Raw genomic sequence first — 17,535 nt, 5'->3', positions numbered from 1 at the left:
ATGAGTGAATTTGATGCGTTAGGAAAATTATTTAATAGTAACATAATAGATCTAAAAGAAGTTCCTGTAGATACATTTGCATACATAGGCGATGCTGTTCTTAATCTATATTTTATTAATTATATAATAGATACAGGAAGAAAAAAAGCAGGTAAATTACATAATGAAAGTAAAAACTATATTAGTGCAACAGCTCAATCAAAAATAGTTGATATTATAATAGACAATTTCACTGAAGAAGAAAAGGCTTTATACAAACGCGGATTAAATTCTAAAGGAGCGAAAAAAAGAGGTAATGACATCGATTATCGAAAATCTACTGCTTTCGAAACAGTTATTGGATATTTATTCCTAAAAAAAGATTATAATAGATTAAATGAAATATTAGATTTAGCTAAAAATGCTTTAAAGGAGAGAGAATAATGTATGTATACGGAAGAAATGTTTTAAAAGAAATTATTAGTGCAAAATATCCTGTTAAAAATATTTATTTTACCGATAGTAAAAATGTGGATCGCTCTTTTTACGATTTAGTAGAATTAACTAAAAAAAATAATTATTCATTTTCATTTGCACCTGATAAAGTTTTACAAAAAATGGCAGGAATACCCAAACATCAAGGAGTTGTTATAGATATTGGAAAAGAATTCAAATATGCCGAAGAAAATATTTTAGACCATTTAAATGAAAATTCTACTATTGTTATATTAGATCAACTTCAAGATCCACATAATTTTGGAGCTATTATTAGATCCGCAGTTGCTGCAGATGCTGATTTAATTGTTATACCAAAAGATAATTCTGTTGAAATAACTCCCACAGTTATAAAAGTTTCTGTGGGCTTAGCTTTTAAAATACCTATATTAAAAGTAACTAATTTAGCTAGATTCATTGAAGAGATTAAAAAAATGGGATTCTGGGTTTATGGTGCCGATATGAGTAACAATATATATTATAAAATGGACTTAAGAGGCAAAGTGGCTTTAGTTATGGGGAATGAAGGTAGCGGAATTAGAGATAAAGTTAAATCAAAATGTGATGCATTAATATATATTCCTATGGCTAACAACGTTGATTCATTAAATGTTTCTGTAAGCGCAGGAATTTTATTATTCGAAATATATAGACAAAAAGCAGGTGATTAAATGAGTATAATTAAGTTACCAGAATCAGTAATTATGAAAATTGCTGCTGGCGAAGTTGTTACTGGCACATTTGCTGTTGTTAAAGAACTTTTGGAAAATGCTTTAGATGCTCATGCAAATAATATTATTGTTGAAATAAAAGATGGTGGAAAAACCTATATCAGAATTACAGACAATGGAATTGGTATGTCTGAAGAAGAAATATTATTAGCTGTACAACCACATACAACGAGTAAAATTAAAAATGTTGAAGATTTATATTCTATTAATACATATGGTTTTAGAGGTGAGGCTTTATCAGCTATTTCCAGAGTTTCAAGAATGCGTATTATATCTAAAAGAAAAAAAGATGAAATTGCCACAGCTATAGATTTTATAGGCGGAGAACCTATAAACACAAAAAAAATAGATGCTCCATATGGAACTACTATTGAGGTAAAAGATTTATTCTTCAATGTCCCTGCAAGAAGAAAATTTTTAAAATCTCCTGCAGTTGAAGGAAGAATGGTTACAGAAATTATTGAAAAGTTTATACTAGCCACAAATGTTTCTCTTGATTATGTAAAAGATGGGAAAAAAATTTATTCTGTTCAAGAAAATATGAATTTACTGGAAAAAATAAATATTTTATTTCCAGAAACGAAAAAAGAGGATTTTTTTGAATTAGAATTTACTGAAACTTGGTTTAAAATAAGAGGTTTTATTTCTCATCCTAGAGTAACTAGAAATAACAGAACAGCACAAATATTTTTTATTAATAATAGGTATGTAAAATCTGGAGATTTATTTGCTGTTTTTGAATCAGGATACGGAGAGATGCTTGAATCCAGAAGACATCCATATGGCATTATTTTTCTTGAGATAGACCCTAATGAAGTCGACGTAAATGTTCATCCTCAAAAACTGGAAGTTAAAATTTCAGAATCCAGAATTATATATAATAAATTGAAAAAATTAATTAGAGATACTCTTTTAAGAGAAACAAAATTTAAAATGTCCATTGCTGTTGAAGAAAATCAAAAACACTATGATGAAAATATAAATCTAAGAAAAGAAATTTCTGATGATAAAAACAAATCTAAAATACCCTTTGTATCAGAAAAAGAAGATACATATAATACTTTTTTATTAAAAAAGAAAAATACTATTGATGAAATAAAAACAGAAAAAACTTTAACTGAACCACCTTATTATCAACAAAAAATACATGAAAGAAATTTATCTAAAAACATAATTTCTTCGCCAAATAACTTTTTACAAAAAATTGAATCAAAAAAAATTGATGCTGATAACGATAAAAATCCCCCACAAAAAATTGATTATTATAAGATTCTAGGTTTAGTAGCAAAAAGATATATAGTTTTAGAATTAAAAGATTCAATTCAATTTATAGACTTTCATGCTGCTCATGAAAGAGTTATATATGAAGACTTAAAAAAAGAATTTTTTGAAAACGAAAATATTACAACACAAATGATAATGTTACCTATAAAACTAAAACTAGACAATTCGAGAAAAGAAATTTTAGAGAATAGTATTGAAAGAATCAGAACATTAGGTTTTGAAATCACAAAAAATAACGATGAATACTATATCACAGGATTACCATCAAATATAAAAATAAATGATCCACAAAATGCCATTACAGAGATTCTTGATGAAATGAGATTAGAGGGAATAGAATCCCCTGAAAAAATCTTTGATCATGCCATTGCAACTATGTCATGCAGAGCTGCTGTAAAAACCGGTGACGACCCTGTTGGATTAGATACATTAATAAAAAAAATAATTGAGTATAATATATTAACCTGTCCACATGGGAGACCTATTTCTATGGAAATACCATTTAAAAAATTAGATGATTTTTTTGAAAGGACTTGACATCGTAATTTTTTTGTAGTATAATAAGAAAAAAATCTTAAGGAGTGTTACCTATGGATAAAATTTACGCTATTAATTTAATACAATTAAATAATAATAATAATAATAATAATATTTACCAGCGTTGGTGTAACGCGAGGTAACTCGTTGTTTATAATTCACCGGCGCTGTAGAAATTTACAGCGCCGGTTTTTTATATCATAATTATTTAATCATAATTAATTTTATTAATAATTTTTCAAGTTTTCAAGCACTTCTTGAAAATACCTTGGAGAGGGAGAGATTTTATATATTAATTTTATTTAGAGAAGGGAGAGGGTATTATGAAATTTATGGAAGATGTTATGAAAAGAAAGGTTAATACTGTAGAACTAGTGAAAGAATATTTAGAAAATCCTGTATTCAAAGATGCTACACTTGTTCAAAGTGAAATATTAAAGGGTATTAGATATGTGTTAGATGACAAAGGTTTTGTTGAATTATTACCTGTTACTGTTTCGCCTATAACTGATCCTTTAAACCATCCACATTTTGAAACTGAATTTGAATACTATGGTCAAAAATATTCTGTTACGAAATCAATGATTTTACACAAGCAGGTAGCTGTATTAGTTCATGAAAAAATATATATTGTATCTCCTAATGTTAGACTTGAAACTGAAGATAAAATGGATTCAGGAAGACATTTATTTGATTTCGTTCAAATTGATATGGAAATGTTAGAAGCTTCTCGCGAGGATGTATTTGATGTAATGGAAGATGCTATAATTTATACTGTTGAAAAAATTAAAGAAAAATATACAGATATTATAGAAAAATATCATCCTACATTAAAAACCCCTTCAAAACCTTTTAAACGATATACTGTAAAAGAATTGAAAGAAAAATATGGTGATGATTACGAAAAAAAGGCTTCTTTAGATGCTAATGAACCTTTTTGGATGATAGACATTCCTTTAATGGAAAGGGAATTTTATGACAAACAAGACCCTGAAAGACCTGACGTTTTACTTGACTTCGACTTAATATATCCAGAAGGTTTTGAAGAAGCTATTTCTGGTGGTGAAAGAGAACATGAATATGATCAAATACTAAAAAGAATGGAACTGAAAAAAACTCCGCCAGAACAATTTGAAGATTATTTAAAAGTAGCTAAAGCTGGATTATTAAAACATTCTGCAGGGTGTGGAATTGGTATCGAAAGATTCACGAGGTGGATTTTAGCTTTAGATCACGTTGAAAAAACCAGACTCTTTGCCAAAACTCCAGGTAAACATTCAATATAATAAAACGGGCTTTTCAACCCGTTTTAAACTGTCAACAAAGTATTTTCTAAAAAAATAATATGAGCGAATACTTGAAAATTCCCGAAAAAATATGAATGAAGCCGGATAAAATCACATGGATGTGATTTTAAGCGAAGTCAATCAGGATGTGCGTCTGAGCGCCCAGCGAGAATGAATATTTTTGAGGATTTAGAATTTTCCGTATGAGTAAACATTATTTTTTGAAAATACTTTGTATTTAAATATAGAGTTTGTCAACAATCTGCAATATAATAAAACGGGCTTTTCAGCCCGTTTTATTATATTTTAAATTTCTTTATTAAATTCATCAAAGATTTTGAAAGTTTTTCTCCTTCTTCAGCAGACTCATTTACTTGTCTAGAACTTTGATTTTGTTGTTCTATTGCATCTACCATATATTTAACTTGTTCAGATATTTCATTAATAACTTTAGAAATTCTATCCATAGCTGCTGCCATTTCTTCCGTTGAAGCACTTTGTTCCTCTGATGCCGATGATAACTCATGCACTTTAGAAACTATTTCTTGCACTTTATCATGTATTATTTTAAATTGTGATACTACCCTTTCTGATTCACTATCTATATCTTTAATTACACCTACTACCTTATTTGTTGCTTCATTTGCACTAATAGCTCCATCTTTTACGGAAATCAATATTTTCGCAATTTCTTCTGTTGAAGCTTTACTTTGTTCAGCTAATTTTCTAATTTCATCAGCTACTACTGCAAATCCCTTCCCTGCTTCTCCCGCTCTTGCTGCCTCTATCGCTGCATTTAAAGCCAATAAATTTGTTTGTTCTGTAATTTGATTTATAGTTTCTACAATATTTCCTATATTTTGGACTTTCTCTGATAACTCATTTACAGTGTTTTGAGTTATAGTTGATTCTTTTACTGCATTTTCAACTATTTCCGCAATTCTATTAATGTATTCTTCACCATTAGTTGCCGCTTCAGAAGTTTCATTTGCTTTAATGTTTAAATCTTCAGCACTACTTGAAATCATCTGTGCCGAACTTGCTATCTCTTCAACGCCAGAAGACACCTCTTCAACTGAAGCTGATGCATCAACTGTATTTGATTCTATAACCTTTGATTGTGATGCTAAATCCTCTGATATGGCATTTTGCTCTTCAGAAATTGAAGCTAATGTGTTTGAAGATAATGATAATTTATTCCCAGCCTCAACTATCATTTGCATTGATTCTTTCAAATCTTTAGCCATATTGTCAAGAGCTACAGACATCAAAGCTATCTCATCGTTGCCATTTATTTTAAAATCTACTGTTAAGTCACCTTTACCAAATTTCTCTATTTTTTCCATTAAGTTTTTTATAGGCCTTACAATATTTATTCCAATCAATAATGCAAATATTATTGATAGAATTACTCCAGCAGAAATACTTAAAATAATAATATATAAGGCCTTTTGAGATCTATTAATTGCTTCTTTACCCTTTTGCAATGCCATTGTTCTATTAAAATCTACAATTTTCTTTAAAACACTTGCTGTTTCATTAAACAAAGGTAAATCCACATTCAAACTTTGATCTATCATTTTATTCTGTAAATCCAAAGACTCATCTGCAACCTGATTTATTATTTCAAAATCATCAAATATTTTATTTAAATACGGTATCAATGCGTTATTATACACTCTTTGCATTAATTTGGATTGTTTTTCATTCTTTCTTTTTAATGTTCTATTTATTGTACTTGCTGTTTTTAATAATCCTTCATTATATCCCTTCAATTCATCAAATGTTTCTGCTAAATAATCATTTTCTGTTTGATAATTATCTAACCATATTCCAAAAGGATTTTTATGAGGATTTAATTCTTCTTCAAATGGCGTGTTTTCTAAAATAGATTTTTCTAAAACCCACGCAAATCTATATAATTCACTTTCATATGTTTTAATATCTAATTTTAATGATTTAGGATCAAGAATCTTTGTTTCATCTAATTTTTTTGATAATTCCATAAAACTTGCATGTGCTGTTTCCCATGCACTTAATTTTTCTTTATATTCATCCCAGTATTTTTTCTCTGTTTTATCTAATGAATATGTTTCATAATCTTTTATAAATTTATTTATAGATTTCCAGGTATCATTAATCTTTTCATATTCAGCATCTCTTAATTTTTGATCTGTAAATCCCAATAATGCCATTTCAGATTTTTCTATAGATGTTTGTAATTGATATATAGATAATATTTTTTCAACTTTAGGAAGATTTTCATTTGCTATTTCTACAACGTTACCTTTAATACTATTTATCGAATATAATCCTAAAAATCCTATTATAACAGCGATAATTAATATAATTAGAAACCCTATACTTATTCTTGCTTTTATTGTCATTTCGATCCCTCCATTAATTTTTAATATCTACTATATTTTTATTATATACCTTAACCTTTGATTTTCAAAAACATTATTATAAATAATTAATAACGGTAGGCTTTAAAGATTTTTTATATACTGGTAAATTTTAACAAATCCTATGGTTTTTTATTTTTTAGGAATTTTATTCGTTTCAAAGAATGATAAATTGAAAGATTATTCCATGGAGGGATTCTATGAAAAGAAGAAATTTATTCAATATTTTTTTATTAGTTTTTTTATTAACTTTTTTATTTTCTTCATGCATAAAACCAGTCAAATCTAAGTTCCAAATCAAAGTCAATATTTCTTTTTCAACGCAAACAAAAACTATACTCAATAAGGATATTAATGAAGCATCTGGAGAAGTTATCCTTCGATTAGATTCTCCTTTGGCTAATATTGGAAAAGCTCATTTAAATATTATTAATTCAGAGGATGGAAAAAATGTAAGAACTGTTGATTTGACACCACTAAATGAAAATACTTATTCAGGAACATTCACATTAAATCAAACAGGTAATTATGAAATACAAGGTATCTTTTCAATAGGTGGAGAAGATTTTCTTAGCGAAAATAAATTATATATAAATGTATATGATTATAAAAAAGAATTAGAACCAAAATTAGAATTTAAAAATGCAGAAACAGGAGAATTGTTAAAAGGAAATTTGTATGATCCATATAGAAATTATTCCATTTTAGTTTCAATAGATCCAAAAATAGAATATAATAGCGATTTTTCATATAAAATTTTCTTTGATAACTCTTTATTGGAAGAAGGCAATCTAAAAAATAAATCCTTTGAATCCACTCCTGTTTTATTTAAAAATAAAAAATACACAATATCTGTTGAGGTGTATGACACAGTAAACAATGGATTTGGCAGAACAACTGTAGATTTACTTCCAAAAGATATAGATACGTCTTTTGATTTACAAGCTACTATTCATAAAAACTCATATGATGGCCCAATATTGTCAAATGATTCTACACTTTCAACAGTTGACCCTTTATATATTGTTATGAATATCGTTGAAAAGTATAGTTTACCTGCTTCTTATATGTTTGAAATTTCAGATGATGACGGATCTATAAAAAATTCTGTCAGTGATAAAAAAGAATTTAAATATGGTCCTATTTATTTAAATTCTGGTGACGTCAATTTATTTTTAACTACAAAAAATTTGATAACAAATGATTCTACACAAAATAAAATTTTACTTCATGTGAAAAAATTTGAGGAATTCACTGCAAATGTTGATATCTATAAAAAAGATTATTTAGATAAAAACATCAAAATAAATGAAAATACTATACTCACAAATAGAGATCCCATATTTTTTAAAGTTAATGTAAATAAAAACAGAGATTTTTCTGATGAATTAAAATACAATTTTATTTTAAAAAAAGATGGTTTAGAGTATAAAAAATTAGATATTACAACAAATAGTACAGATTTAGAAACTGAAAAAATGTATTTACCTAAAGGAAATTATGAACTTAAATTAGTCATATCAAAAAACAATCCATTATATTCAAAAGAATACTATAAAACCTTTAAAGTAACAGAGGCTATTAATAATTTTGATCTTAATTACTATTTGATTCAAAAAAATTCCGATTCTAGTACAACATTATATTATATTCCAGCAAAAATATTAGTTGATCCAGAATCCACCAAACTAAATAATTTTGATATACATTTTAATGTACATTCAAATTATTCTTATCCTGCTACTTATATATATAGTTTAGCAGTAAATGAAAATGAAATTTTTAAATCTAATCCTGTTCAATCAAGAGATTTAATCTATTCATCATATCAATTCCCAGCAGGTCATAATTATGTACATATTTCAGGTAAAGACGTCGATTCTAATTATTTCGTAAATAATGATTTTGAAGTTTTAGTAAAAGAAAATAATCCTCCGGAATTATATAAAGTATCTATAGAAGGTACAGAGGTTTATTCGAGAGAAAGTACAGAAGATTTTTACAATTTATCTGTAAGTTCTCAAGAAAAAAATCCAAGAATACTTATTGAATTTAAGGATCAATCGGAAATTATAAAAAGAGATTATATAAATATCAATGTCAAAATCTTAGAAAATGGAACTGATGAAGTTATTCCTATCTATTTATCTCCAGATCAAGAAAGTAAAAGGGTTAAATATTCTGGCATTTTAAATGGGATAACTCTAGATTCAACTCAAACATGGGAAATAAAGATTGATCCATCACAAATAGTTGATGAATTTGGAAACACATATGCGGATGAATTTGAAAATATTTATTATACAATTAATTTCAAAACCAAATAACATAAACATGGAGGTGTAGTTTATGAGAATTTACCACAACATGGAAGCATTAAATGCTTGGAGAACATTAACAAATGTTAAAGGTAGTATGGGAAAGACTTTAGAAAAACTTTCATCTGGTTTAAGAATTAACAGAGCCGCTGATGATGCTGCTGGATTAGCTATTTCAGAAAAAATGAGAAACCAGATAAAAGGACTTGATAAAGCTATTAAAAATGCTCAAGATGCTGTATCTATGATACAAACAGCTGAAGGTGCCCTTGATGAAGTTCATTCTATTTTAAAACGTATGAGAGAGTTAGCTGTTCAATCATCTACAGAAACAAATACTGATGCAGATAGAGATCAATTACAAAATGAATTTTCAGAATTAAGAAATGAAATTAACAGAATTGCAAAAACAACACAGTTCAACACTAAAAACTTATTAGACGGTTCTATAAAAGGAACAAGAACAGCTGAAGCAAAGCTTGTTGCTCCTGGTTCCGCACATTTCTCCATAGGATCTTATTCAAGCGGTATTACGGCAAACGGAAACATCATAATTGAAGTGGGACAATTTAAAGGAACTGCTACATCACAACTTGATATTAAAATTTCAAGAATAGATGCAAATGGCATTTCTCAAGTTACAGTCACAAGTGTAACTCTCTCTGCCGCAAGAGTTGCTGTTACATTAAGTGGCGGAACTGCAACAATTGGTATTAAATGGGATGCTAATCAAATAGCTAAAATAAAAGATTACGGTGGAACTCTTGCCAGTGGAACCAAAGTTGATGGTGGTGCAATAGCTGTATATGGTATTGTAACTACTGATGTTGATCCAATTAAGTTCCATATTGGTGCTAATGAAGGGCAAGTAATTACTCTTGGTTTTGAAAGTATGAAAGCTGATGACTTAGGAATTACAACAGGAGTAAAAATTAATTCTCAATCAGATGCTGAATTTGCCATTACTGCATTAGATGCAGCTATATATAAAGTATCGGCATTCAGAGCTAAATTAGGTGCATCACAAAACAGATTAGAACACACCATTAAAAACTTAGGTGTAGCTGAAGAAAACTTAACTGCTGCGGAATCACGTATCAGAGATGCTGATATGGCTAAAGAAATGGCTGAATACACAAAACAACAGATACTTATGCAAAGTGGTACCGCTATGTTATCTCAAGCAAATCAATTACCACAACAAATTACTCAATTATTTAGATAATAAAAAAGAATCCGATGATTTAATATTCATCGGATTCTTTTTTTAATAATATTTTTTCTAAATTAATCACCAATACTACATTACCTTCATATGAAAATACATTATCAACAAAATAAATTTTTTTCATCTCTTCTCCTACCTCATTTAAACTTGCTTTATCAACAGGTATTATATCTATTATTTCTTTAGTGAAAAATCCATAATTTTTATTTTCAAAAACAAAATTTATTATTATGCAATTTTTATCAAAATCCTGATTTTCATTATCATTCATAAGTTTTTTTAAATCAATTAATATTATAGGAATATTATTATTATCAACTACTCCAACTATATATCCAGGAGTATTTGGCATTTCTTTTTTTTCTTTATATGGAAGTATTTCCTTGATTGCGTCGGTTTTTAATGCATAATATATATTTTCAATTTTAAAAACCACATAATAATCTATTTTTTCTTTCAAAAGAAGTATTTTTTTTAAATCTTTAAATGGATTCTTCTTCATCAAATTCACTTCCTGAATCTTCTTTTTTTTCGATTTCTTCTAATTTTCTAAAAATTTCTTCTAAGTTTTTAGGTGTTTTTTTAGAAGAAAATACTTTCTTTATTTCATTATAGTCTTTCTTTATTTCATTATAATTGGAAACTATATCTTCCATAATAATTTTATTTTTATTTGTTATCAATCTTAATAAGTTCAAAGCATTTTTTACTTGTGCCGAAGAAATTGAATACTCTTTTATAAAGTTTTCTATATCAGAATAATTTGATGTAACTTTTCTTATTTCTGAAATATTATTATCTATAGTTTTAAACAACTCGTCTAATGTATTTTTATAATCACTTAAATTCTCTTTTATATTATTTACATGTGAATTTGTTTTTATATTATAATCTTTCAAAACATATGACATATCTCTCATATCAGCAGCTATTACGGCAAATGTCATAGAACTTTTTTCTTTAGCTGCTTCTAAGGCTGCGTTTAATGATAATATTTCTGTTCTATATGATAATTCACTAACTTTTTTAGAAATTTCGGTAATCTTAGATACTAACTCTGAAAAATAAGATATTTTTGATTTAGATTTCAACAATTTATGTCTTAACTCTTCTAATTTATTATCATATGAAGATAGTTTGTTTTTAAAATTCTCTGATATATTTTGCGTATCATTTACAGATTTAGATATTGCTTCAAATGTTTTAGATAATCTATCTATTGTTTCATTTTCTTCATTTATTCTAGAAATCTCTTCTGAAATCATTGCATCTGTTTTATCAATATTTTTCTCCAAATTATTTATTTGCTCAGAAAATGAATTAAAATTTTCCTTTAAATTGACAACTGTTAATTGTAAATTATCAGAAAAATCTATAAACATGGGTTCTTTGATATTTATTTCTATTTCATCAAAATTCATCTCATTGATTTTCTTTAATTCATTTTTCATTACGTTTAATGGTTTATAAAAACGCTTTTTTATTATTAAATTAGTAAAAATAATGGCAATTAATATTATAGCAATAGCATACATTATTCCATAAACATAATATTTAGAGAATTTTGGATAAATATAATTTTTATCTATATAAAAACCAATTTTCCAATTTATAGAATTAATAGAACTAACAAATAAAATATATTCTTTCTTCATTTTTGATATATTTAATGATCCTGAATTTGTTTTTAAACTTCTAATTATATTTTCTCTAAAATTCTTTGAAAATGTATTAGAATTAATACTTCCATCATTATTTACACTAAAATAACTCCCCAAATTATCGATAAAAAATATTTCTCCAGCATTATTAAATTTAAATGCATTTGCTTCTAAAAATATTTTTTTTAGATCTAATGTGCCTCCAAAAATATACTTTTTACCTTTGTCAAAATATTCTACCGCCAAAATAATTGCTGCATCTCCTGAGATTTTTGATGTAAATATATCACTAATAGACCATTTTTTATTATTAGTAAAAATTTCCTGAAAGTACCTATATCTAGAAATATTGGTAAATATATTAGAGCTTGATATTGTTTCTCCATCAGAATTCGCTATAAAAAATTCTTCAAATTCCGGATATTCCTTTAATTTATTTTTTAAAGATTTTAACACTTTTGCAGTATCTGTAGAACTATATGTATAATCTTTTGGCATTAGCTTTATTTTTTCTATTTCATTCTCAAAATATAATGAAATATATTTTCCTTTTTCATTTAAATTTGACATTATACTTCGAGAAATTGGATTAAACACTTTATTTCCTAAATCATATTTAAAAAATAAAATAACGCCAAATACTGAAATTATTATAAGAATAATTATTACTATGTTTAATAATCCTTTCATTGATATCTTAGACATTTTTATCTCCCCTATCCTAAAATTACATTGTCTATCAGTCGTGCCTTTCCAACAAAAGCTGCAACTGCCACTAATATCTTCCCTTCAATTTTATTTACATTTTTTAAATTATACTCATCAACTATTTCTATATAATCTACTTTTACTAAAGGGTTTTTATTAAATATTTTTCTCATTTCCGCTTTTATAATATTTGGATTTCTCTCTCCATTTTCATATAATTCTTTTGCTTTTTTTAATGACTTACTTAATGCTAATGCTTGTTTTCGTTCCTCAGAATTCAAATATATATTTCTAGAACTCATTGCAAGGCCATCTTCTTCTCTTATAATTGGCATTTCTACCATTTCAACATCCATATTTAAATCATTCACCATTTTCCTAAGAACTCTAAACTGTTGTGCATCTTTTTGACCAAAATATGCTCTTGTTGGTCTAACTATATTGAATAATTTAGTAACTATAGTTGTTACTCCCTTAAAATGCCCTGGTCTTGATTTTCCACAAAGGACTTTTGTTAATTCAGTTTCCTCAACATATGTAGAATGGTCTGTTAAATACATTTCATTTACATCTGGATGAAAAATATAATCCACATTATATGGTTTTAATAATTCCATATCTCTATTCAAATCTCTTGGGTATCTATCAAAATCTTCATTTGGCCCAAATTGAGTTGGATTCACAAAAATACTCACAACAACTATATCATTGTCTTTTCTTGCTTGTTCAACTAAAGATAAATGACCTTTGTGTAAATATCCCATAGTTGGAACAAAACCTATACTTTTTCCCTCTTTAATAAATTTATTTCTAATATCTTTCATTTTTGATATAGAAGATATTAATTCCATTCAAACCCCTCCTGCCTATCATTATTACATTCCTTATTCTAACTGAATTTTACCACACATTAATGATTTTTCAAAGATATTCTTACAAAAATTGAAATCAAAATAAAACTCATTCAAACGCCAGTAGTTTTTATTAAAAACTTGAAATTTTATATATTATTGGTGTATAATTCTACTTGGTCACTATTATATAACAATAAATACATATATAAAATTCTATTAAAAGGGGGTAACAAAAAGTATGAGAAAAAGTTTTTCTAAGTTTTTCGTCGTAGCAATTGTAACTTTATTATCTATTTTTTTAATTAGTTGTGGTGCTCAACAAGCACAAGCAACGGAAAAATCACCATCTGTTAGCGAAATCACTTCAAAAACCCAAGAAACATCTGTCCCTACAGATAATAGTTCTGATTTAGTCACATTAACATTTAAAGTAACTTTACCAACAAATACACCTACTGATGAGAATGTTTATATAGTAGGTTCTTTCAATGATTGGAATCCAGATGATGAAAATTATATTTTATCTCGAGACGGGAACACTGGAACTGTCACATTAACTGTAGAAAAAGGAACAGAAATAGAATATAAATACACAAGAGGCGATTGGGGTACAGTAGAAAAAGACGAAAATGGCGGTGAAATTGCTAATAGAAAAGTAACCGCAGATGAAAATAAAGTAATTGAAGATGAAGTTAAGAGTTGGGCAGATATTCCAGCTGAAATAAAAACAAAAGCTCAACCTGGTGAAAAAGCTATAGTTACTTTTGTAGTAACGTTGCCTTCAAATACACCACAATCTGATGATATCTTTATCGTTGGTAATTTCAACAATTGGGATCCCGGACAACTCGTAATGGAAAGAAACGGAAATAAAGCTACTTATAAATTAGAAACCGAGGTAGGTAAACGTTTAGAATACAAATATACAAGAGGAAATTGGGATACTGTAGAAAAAGATGAAAATGGTGAAGAAATCTCTAATAGAGTAGTAATAGTTGAAGATACTGAACAAACACAAGAAGATACTGTAGCTTCATGGAGAGATATTCCACCCCAAACTTCCGCAGAAAATTCAACACCTGCTCCAGAAGTTAAAAATATTACAGAAACTGCTGTAGAAAATTTTTTATCAAAAATCCCTAAAGGCGATGACAATAAAGAACCTTTGAAAGTAGCTATTGTTTGGCATCATCACCAACCTTCATATAAAATACCTGGTGATTTAAATGCAGAAATGCCCTGGGTTAGAGCTCATGCTATAAATGATTATCCATATATGGCTGATTTAGTTGATAAATATTTAACTTCTGGAAGCGTTACATTCAATATAACTCCAGTGTTATTAATTCAATTAATGGACTACGTAAATAATGGAGCAAAAGATAAATATTTAGAATTATCATTAAAGGATAAATTAACCGACGAAGAAAAAGAATTTGTTAAATGGCATTTTTTCGATATAAATCCACAATTTGTTGATTCACACCCAAGATATGCAGAATTAAGGAATAAAAGAGATAAAAATGAACCTTTTACTGATCAAGATTGGTTAGATTTAAAAGTTTCATGGAATCTTTATTGGATTAATGCTGACTATATTAATAGTGATAAAAAATTAAAAGCTTTAGCAGAAAAAGGTAAAGATTTTACAAAAGAAGATTTAGAATATGTTATTTCTGCGCAATATAAACTAATGTCAGAAATTGTTGATAAATATAAAAAATTATGGGATGAAGGAAAAGTTGAATTAACAACAACCCCATATTACCACCCAATATTGCCATTATTAGTAGATATGGGTTGGCCAGAAGATGCAAAAGCCCAAATCACAAGAGGATTAGAATATTTTACATCAATATTTGGCAAAAAACCTGTTGGTATGTGGCCATCTGAGCAAGCTGTAAGTACTCCTTTAGTTCCTATGTTTGCAGATAATGGTGTAAAATGGATAATTACAGATAAACAAATTTTACAAAAAGCAGGAGTCAACACAGGAGATCCACATAAATTATATAAACCATATAAAGTTACAGTAAATGGAAAAAGTGTTATCGTATTTTTCAGAGATACTGATCTTTCTGATAGAATTGGATTCAAATATTCTAATATGTCTAAAGAAAATGCTGTAAAAGACTTTCTTACTGCATTACATAATATACAAAAATTAAATGATGAAGGAGATATGATCGTCACAGTAGCTTTAGATGGTGAAAATGCATGGGAACATTATCCAAATAATGGAAATGATTTTAGAAAATTATTTTATCAAGCATTATCAAACGATCCATATGTTGAATTAGTTACTCCAGAAGAATATATAGAGAACTATGAAGTTAAAGGAGAATTAAACCAGTTACCAAAAGGTTCATGGGTTGGTGGAAGTTTAGATACATGGTATGGTGAAAAAGAAGAAAATGAAGCCTGGGATAGGCTTGGTGAAGCAAGAAAAATTCTAATGGAAAACAAAAATAAATTAACAGATGAAGAATTCAAAAAAGCTTTAGATGTTTTATATGCTGCTGAAGGAAGTGACTGGTTCTGGTGGTATGGTTCAGATCAAGATGCTGGACCAAATGAAGTATTATTCGATATGCAATTTAAAAAGCTATTAATTCAATTATATAGAATGGCTAAAGTTCCCGAAGATAAAATACCTGGATATTTATTTATTGCAAACAAAAAGCCTTCTTCAGCCTCAAAAGGAAATATTGGAAAAGTTGAAATAACATTAGATGGCGTTGTTGATGATAAAGAAATGGCTAAAAGTGCATATTTTGCCGATGATGATTCAGGCGTTATGTATAAAGAAGGAGATTTGATTTCTGGTTTCTATGTAGGAAGAGATAATTCTAATATTTATGTTGCTGTAGAACTTAAAAAATCTATAGATGAATTAGCTGGAAAACCTTACAAATTAGAAATTTATACCGATATGCCAAACGCCAAGAGATTAAATACCAGAACCGCATACTCAAAAGCAGGAGAAAATATTACAGATCTCGGATTTGCTCTAGCAAAAAGATTTAGTTTCAATCTTCAAAAATATCCTAATTCCAAAGATTTATATTACTACAATGCCAGTGGTACAGAAAGATGGATGATTGCAGGTAAAACTTCAGGATACATTGCAGCAAAAGGAAACATCGTTGAATTTAAAATTCCTTTTGATTTAATCGGTATTAAAAGTGGTGATGAATTCAATTTAGCAGTTGTTATGGCATATACAGAAAAAGGAAACTCTGGAGATGTTGACTTTGCTCCAAATACTGGACCAGTACATGTTATGATACCAAAAGAAATTGGTGGAAAATTAATAAAAATATTTGAAGATCCAATCGGCGATGAAGATGGACCTGGAGGATACACATACCCTAAAGATGGTGCATTTAAACCTTATAAAGGTTTATGGGATATAGAATGGACTAAAGTATATGATAATGATGACTCCATAGTATTTAAATTTAAGTTTGGAGAAATGACAAATCCATGGGGTGCTCCTAAAGGCTTCTCACATCAATTAATTAATATTTATTTAGATACAAAAGATGGCGGATTAACTAAAACATATAAAGATGGCGCTAGAGTTCAATTTGATCCAAAACATCCTTGGGACTACTTTATAAAGGTTGCTGGATGGCCAAGTTACGGTCAATTATTAGCTACTTCCGATGAACAAGAACTACCTGAAGGTGTTCAAGTAGAGGCAGATCCAGGAGAAAAAATTATAACTGTTATTGTAATGAAAAAATTCTTAGATATAAAAGGTAATAAAATTTATGCATACTTTATGGTTGGTTCTCAAGATGGTTATGGACCAGATAATTTTAGAGCAGTTACACCAGAAAACACACAATGGACATTAGGCGGGTATCCAGCAGATGCAGGAGATTACGGACCATATGTTCTTGATATTATAGTTCCAGAAGGATATGATCAACATAAAGTATTATCAAGTTATGATGCATCACAAGAAAAATATGCAACATTAGTTCCAGTAGAAATAGACTTTTAACAAAAACTAAAGCTCTGACTGATTTAGTCAGAGCTTT

Annotated in this window: 11 protein-coding genes; 7 read left to right on the top strand and 4 right to left on the bottom strand. The window is 28.0% G+C overall.

Going from position 1 to position 17,535, the window contains the following annotated elements:
• From ACZ5CK_RS00895 to ACZ5CK_RS00880, 4 genes are all read left to right on the top strand, one after another.
• On the top strand, positions 1-423 hold the full coding sequence (locus tag ACZ5CK_RS00895; protein ID WP_464582030.1) for a Mini-ribonuclease 3: 423 nt from the start codon (positions 1-3) through the stop codon (positions 421-423).
• Positions 423-1,145 (top strand): 23S rRNA (guanosine(2251)-2'-O)-methyltransferase RlmB, encoded by a 723-nt coding sequence (rlmB, locus tag ACZ5CK_RS00890; RefSeq protein WP_464582029.1) that lies wholly within the window; start codon positions 423-425, stop codon positions 1,143-1,145. Before ACZ5CK_RS00895 ends, rlmB begins: the two co-directional genes overlap by 1 nt.
• Positions 1,146-3,026, top strand: a complete 1,881-nt coding sequence (mutL, locus tag ACZ5CK_RS00885) for a DNA mismatch repair endonuclease MutL (protein WP_464582028.1) — start codon at positions 1,146-1,148, stop codon at positions 3,024-3,026.
• A gap of 323 nt (positions 3,027-3,349) precedes the next feature.
• On the top strand, positions 3,350-4,312 hold the full coding sequence (locus ACZ5CK_RS00880) for an asparagine synthetase A (RefSeq protein ID WP_464582027.1): 963 nt from the start codon (positions 3,350-3,352) through the stop codon (positions 4,310-4,312).
• A 299-nt stretch (positions 4,313-4,611) separates the two neighbouring features.
• Here ACZ5CK_RS00880 and ACZ5CK_RS00875 read toward each other — a convergent pair whose 3' ends face one another.
• Positions 4,612-6,699, bottom strand: a complete 2,088-nt coding sequence (locus ACZ5CK_RS00875; protein ID WP_464582026.1) for a HAMP domain-containing methyl-accepting chemotaxis protein — start codon at positions 6,697-6,699, stop codon at positions 4,612-4,614.
• A gap of 218 nt (positions 6,700-6,917) precedes the next feature.
• Between ACZ5CK_RS00875 and ACZ5CK_RS00870 the strand changes: the two genes are divergently transcribed.
• A complete protein-coding gene (locus ACZ5CK_RS00870) occupies positions 6,918-9,044 on the top strand; it encodes a hypothetical protein (RefSeq protein WP_464582025.1) in 2,127 nt (708 codons plus the stop codon).
• A gap of 22 nt (positions 9,045-9,066) precedes the next feature.
• Positions 9,067-10,260: a flagellin N-terminal helical domain-containing protein gene (locus ACZ5CK_RS00865; protein ID WP_464582024.1), complete on the top strand. Its 1,194-nt coding sequence runs from the start codon at positions 9,067-9,069 to the stop codon at positions 10,258-10,260.
• Between the two features lie 19 nt (positions 10,261-10,279).
• Here ACZ5CK_RS00865 and ACZ5CK_RS00860 read toward each other — a convergent pair whose 3' ends face one another.
• The 3 genes from ACZ5CK_RS00860 to panC are packed head-to-tail and all read right to left on the bottom strand — an operon-like array spanning position 10,280 to position 13,483.
• The gene (locus ACZ5CK_RS00860) at positions 10,280-10,765 is read right to left on the bottom strand and encodes a chemotaxis protein CheW (protein WP_464582023.1); all 486 of its coding nucleotides are present in this window, start codon (positions 10,763-10,765) and stop codon (positions 10,280-10,282) included.
• On the bottom strand, positions 10,746-12,629 hold the full coding sequence (locus ACZ5CK_RS00855; protein ID WP_464582022.1) for a cache domain-containing protein: 1,884 nt from the start codon (positions 12,627-12,629) through the stop codon (positions 10,746-10,748). Before ACZ5CK_RS00855 ends, ACZ5CK_RS00860 begins: the two co-directional genes overlap by 20 nt.
• A gap of 11 nt (positions 12,630-12,640) precedes the next feature.
• Positions 12,641-13,483 (bottom strand): pantoate--beta-alanine ligase, encoded by an 843-nt coding sequence (panC, locus tag ACZ5CK_RS00850; RefSeq protein WP_464582021.1) that lies wholly within the window; start codon positions 13,481-13,483, stop codon positions 12,641-12,643.
• A gap of 241 nt (positions 13,484-13,724) precedes the next feature.
• Here panC and ACZ5CK_RS00845 point away from each other — a divergent pair, with 241 nt between their 5' ends.
• Positions 13,725-17,498 carry a glucodextranase DOMON-like domain-containing protein gene (locus ACZ5CK_RS00845; protein WP_464582020.1) on the top strand — a complete coding sequence of 1,258 codons (3,774 nt, stop codon included), beginning with the start codon at positions 13,725-13,727 and terminating at the stop codon, positions 17,496-17,498.
• The last annotated feature ends 37 nt before the right edge of the window (positions 17,499-17,535 follow it).

Source organism: Marinitoga okinawensis (genome assembly GCF_055387075.1).
This window is presented reverse-complemented; position numbering and strand designations above follow the sequence as displayed.

Coding starts and splice junctions, on each gene's coding strand:
- rlmB (WP_464582029.1), top strand. CDS start 423: ATGTATGTATACGGAAGAAATGTTTTAAAAGAAATTATTAGTGCAAAA.
- ACZ5CK_RS00875 (WP_464582026.1), bottom strand. CDS start 6,699: ATGACAATAAAAGCAAGAATAAGTATAGGGTTTCTAATTATATTAATT.
- ACZ5CK_RS00870 (WP_464582025.1), top strand. CDS start 6,918: ATGAAAAGAAGAAATTTATTCAATATTTTTTTATTAGTTTTTTTATTA.
- ACZ5CK_RS00895 (WP_464582030.1), top strand. CDS start 1: ATGAGTGAATTTGATGCGTTAGGAAAATTATTTAATAGTAACATAATA.
- ACZ5CK_RS00880 (WP_464582027.1), top strand. CDS start 3,350: ATGAAATTTATGGAAGATGTTATGAAAAGAAAGGTTAATACTGTAGAA.
- ACZ5CK_RS00855 (WP_464582022.1), bottom strand. CDS start 12,629: ATGTCTAAGATATCAATGAAAGGATTATTAAACATAGTAATAATTATT.
- ACZ5CK_RS00860 (WP_464582023.1), bottom strand. CDS start 10,765: ATGAAGAAGAATCCATTTAAAGATTTAAAAAAAATACTTCTTTTGAAA.
- panC (WP_464582021.1), bottom strand. CDS start 13,483: ATGGAATTAATATCTTCTATATCAAAAATGAAAGATATTAGAAATAAA.
- mutL (WP_464582028.1), top strand. CDS start 1,146: ATGAGTATAATTAAGTTACCAGAATCAGTAATTATGAAAATTGCTGCT.
- ACZ5CK_RS00865 (WP_464582024.1), top strand. CDS start 9,067: ATGAGAATTTACCACAACATGGAAGCATTAAATGCTTGGAGAACATTA.
- ACZ5CK_RS00845 (WP_464582020.1), top strand. CDS start 13,725: ATGAGAAAAAGTTTTTCTAAGTTTTTCGTCGTAGCAATTGTAACTTTA.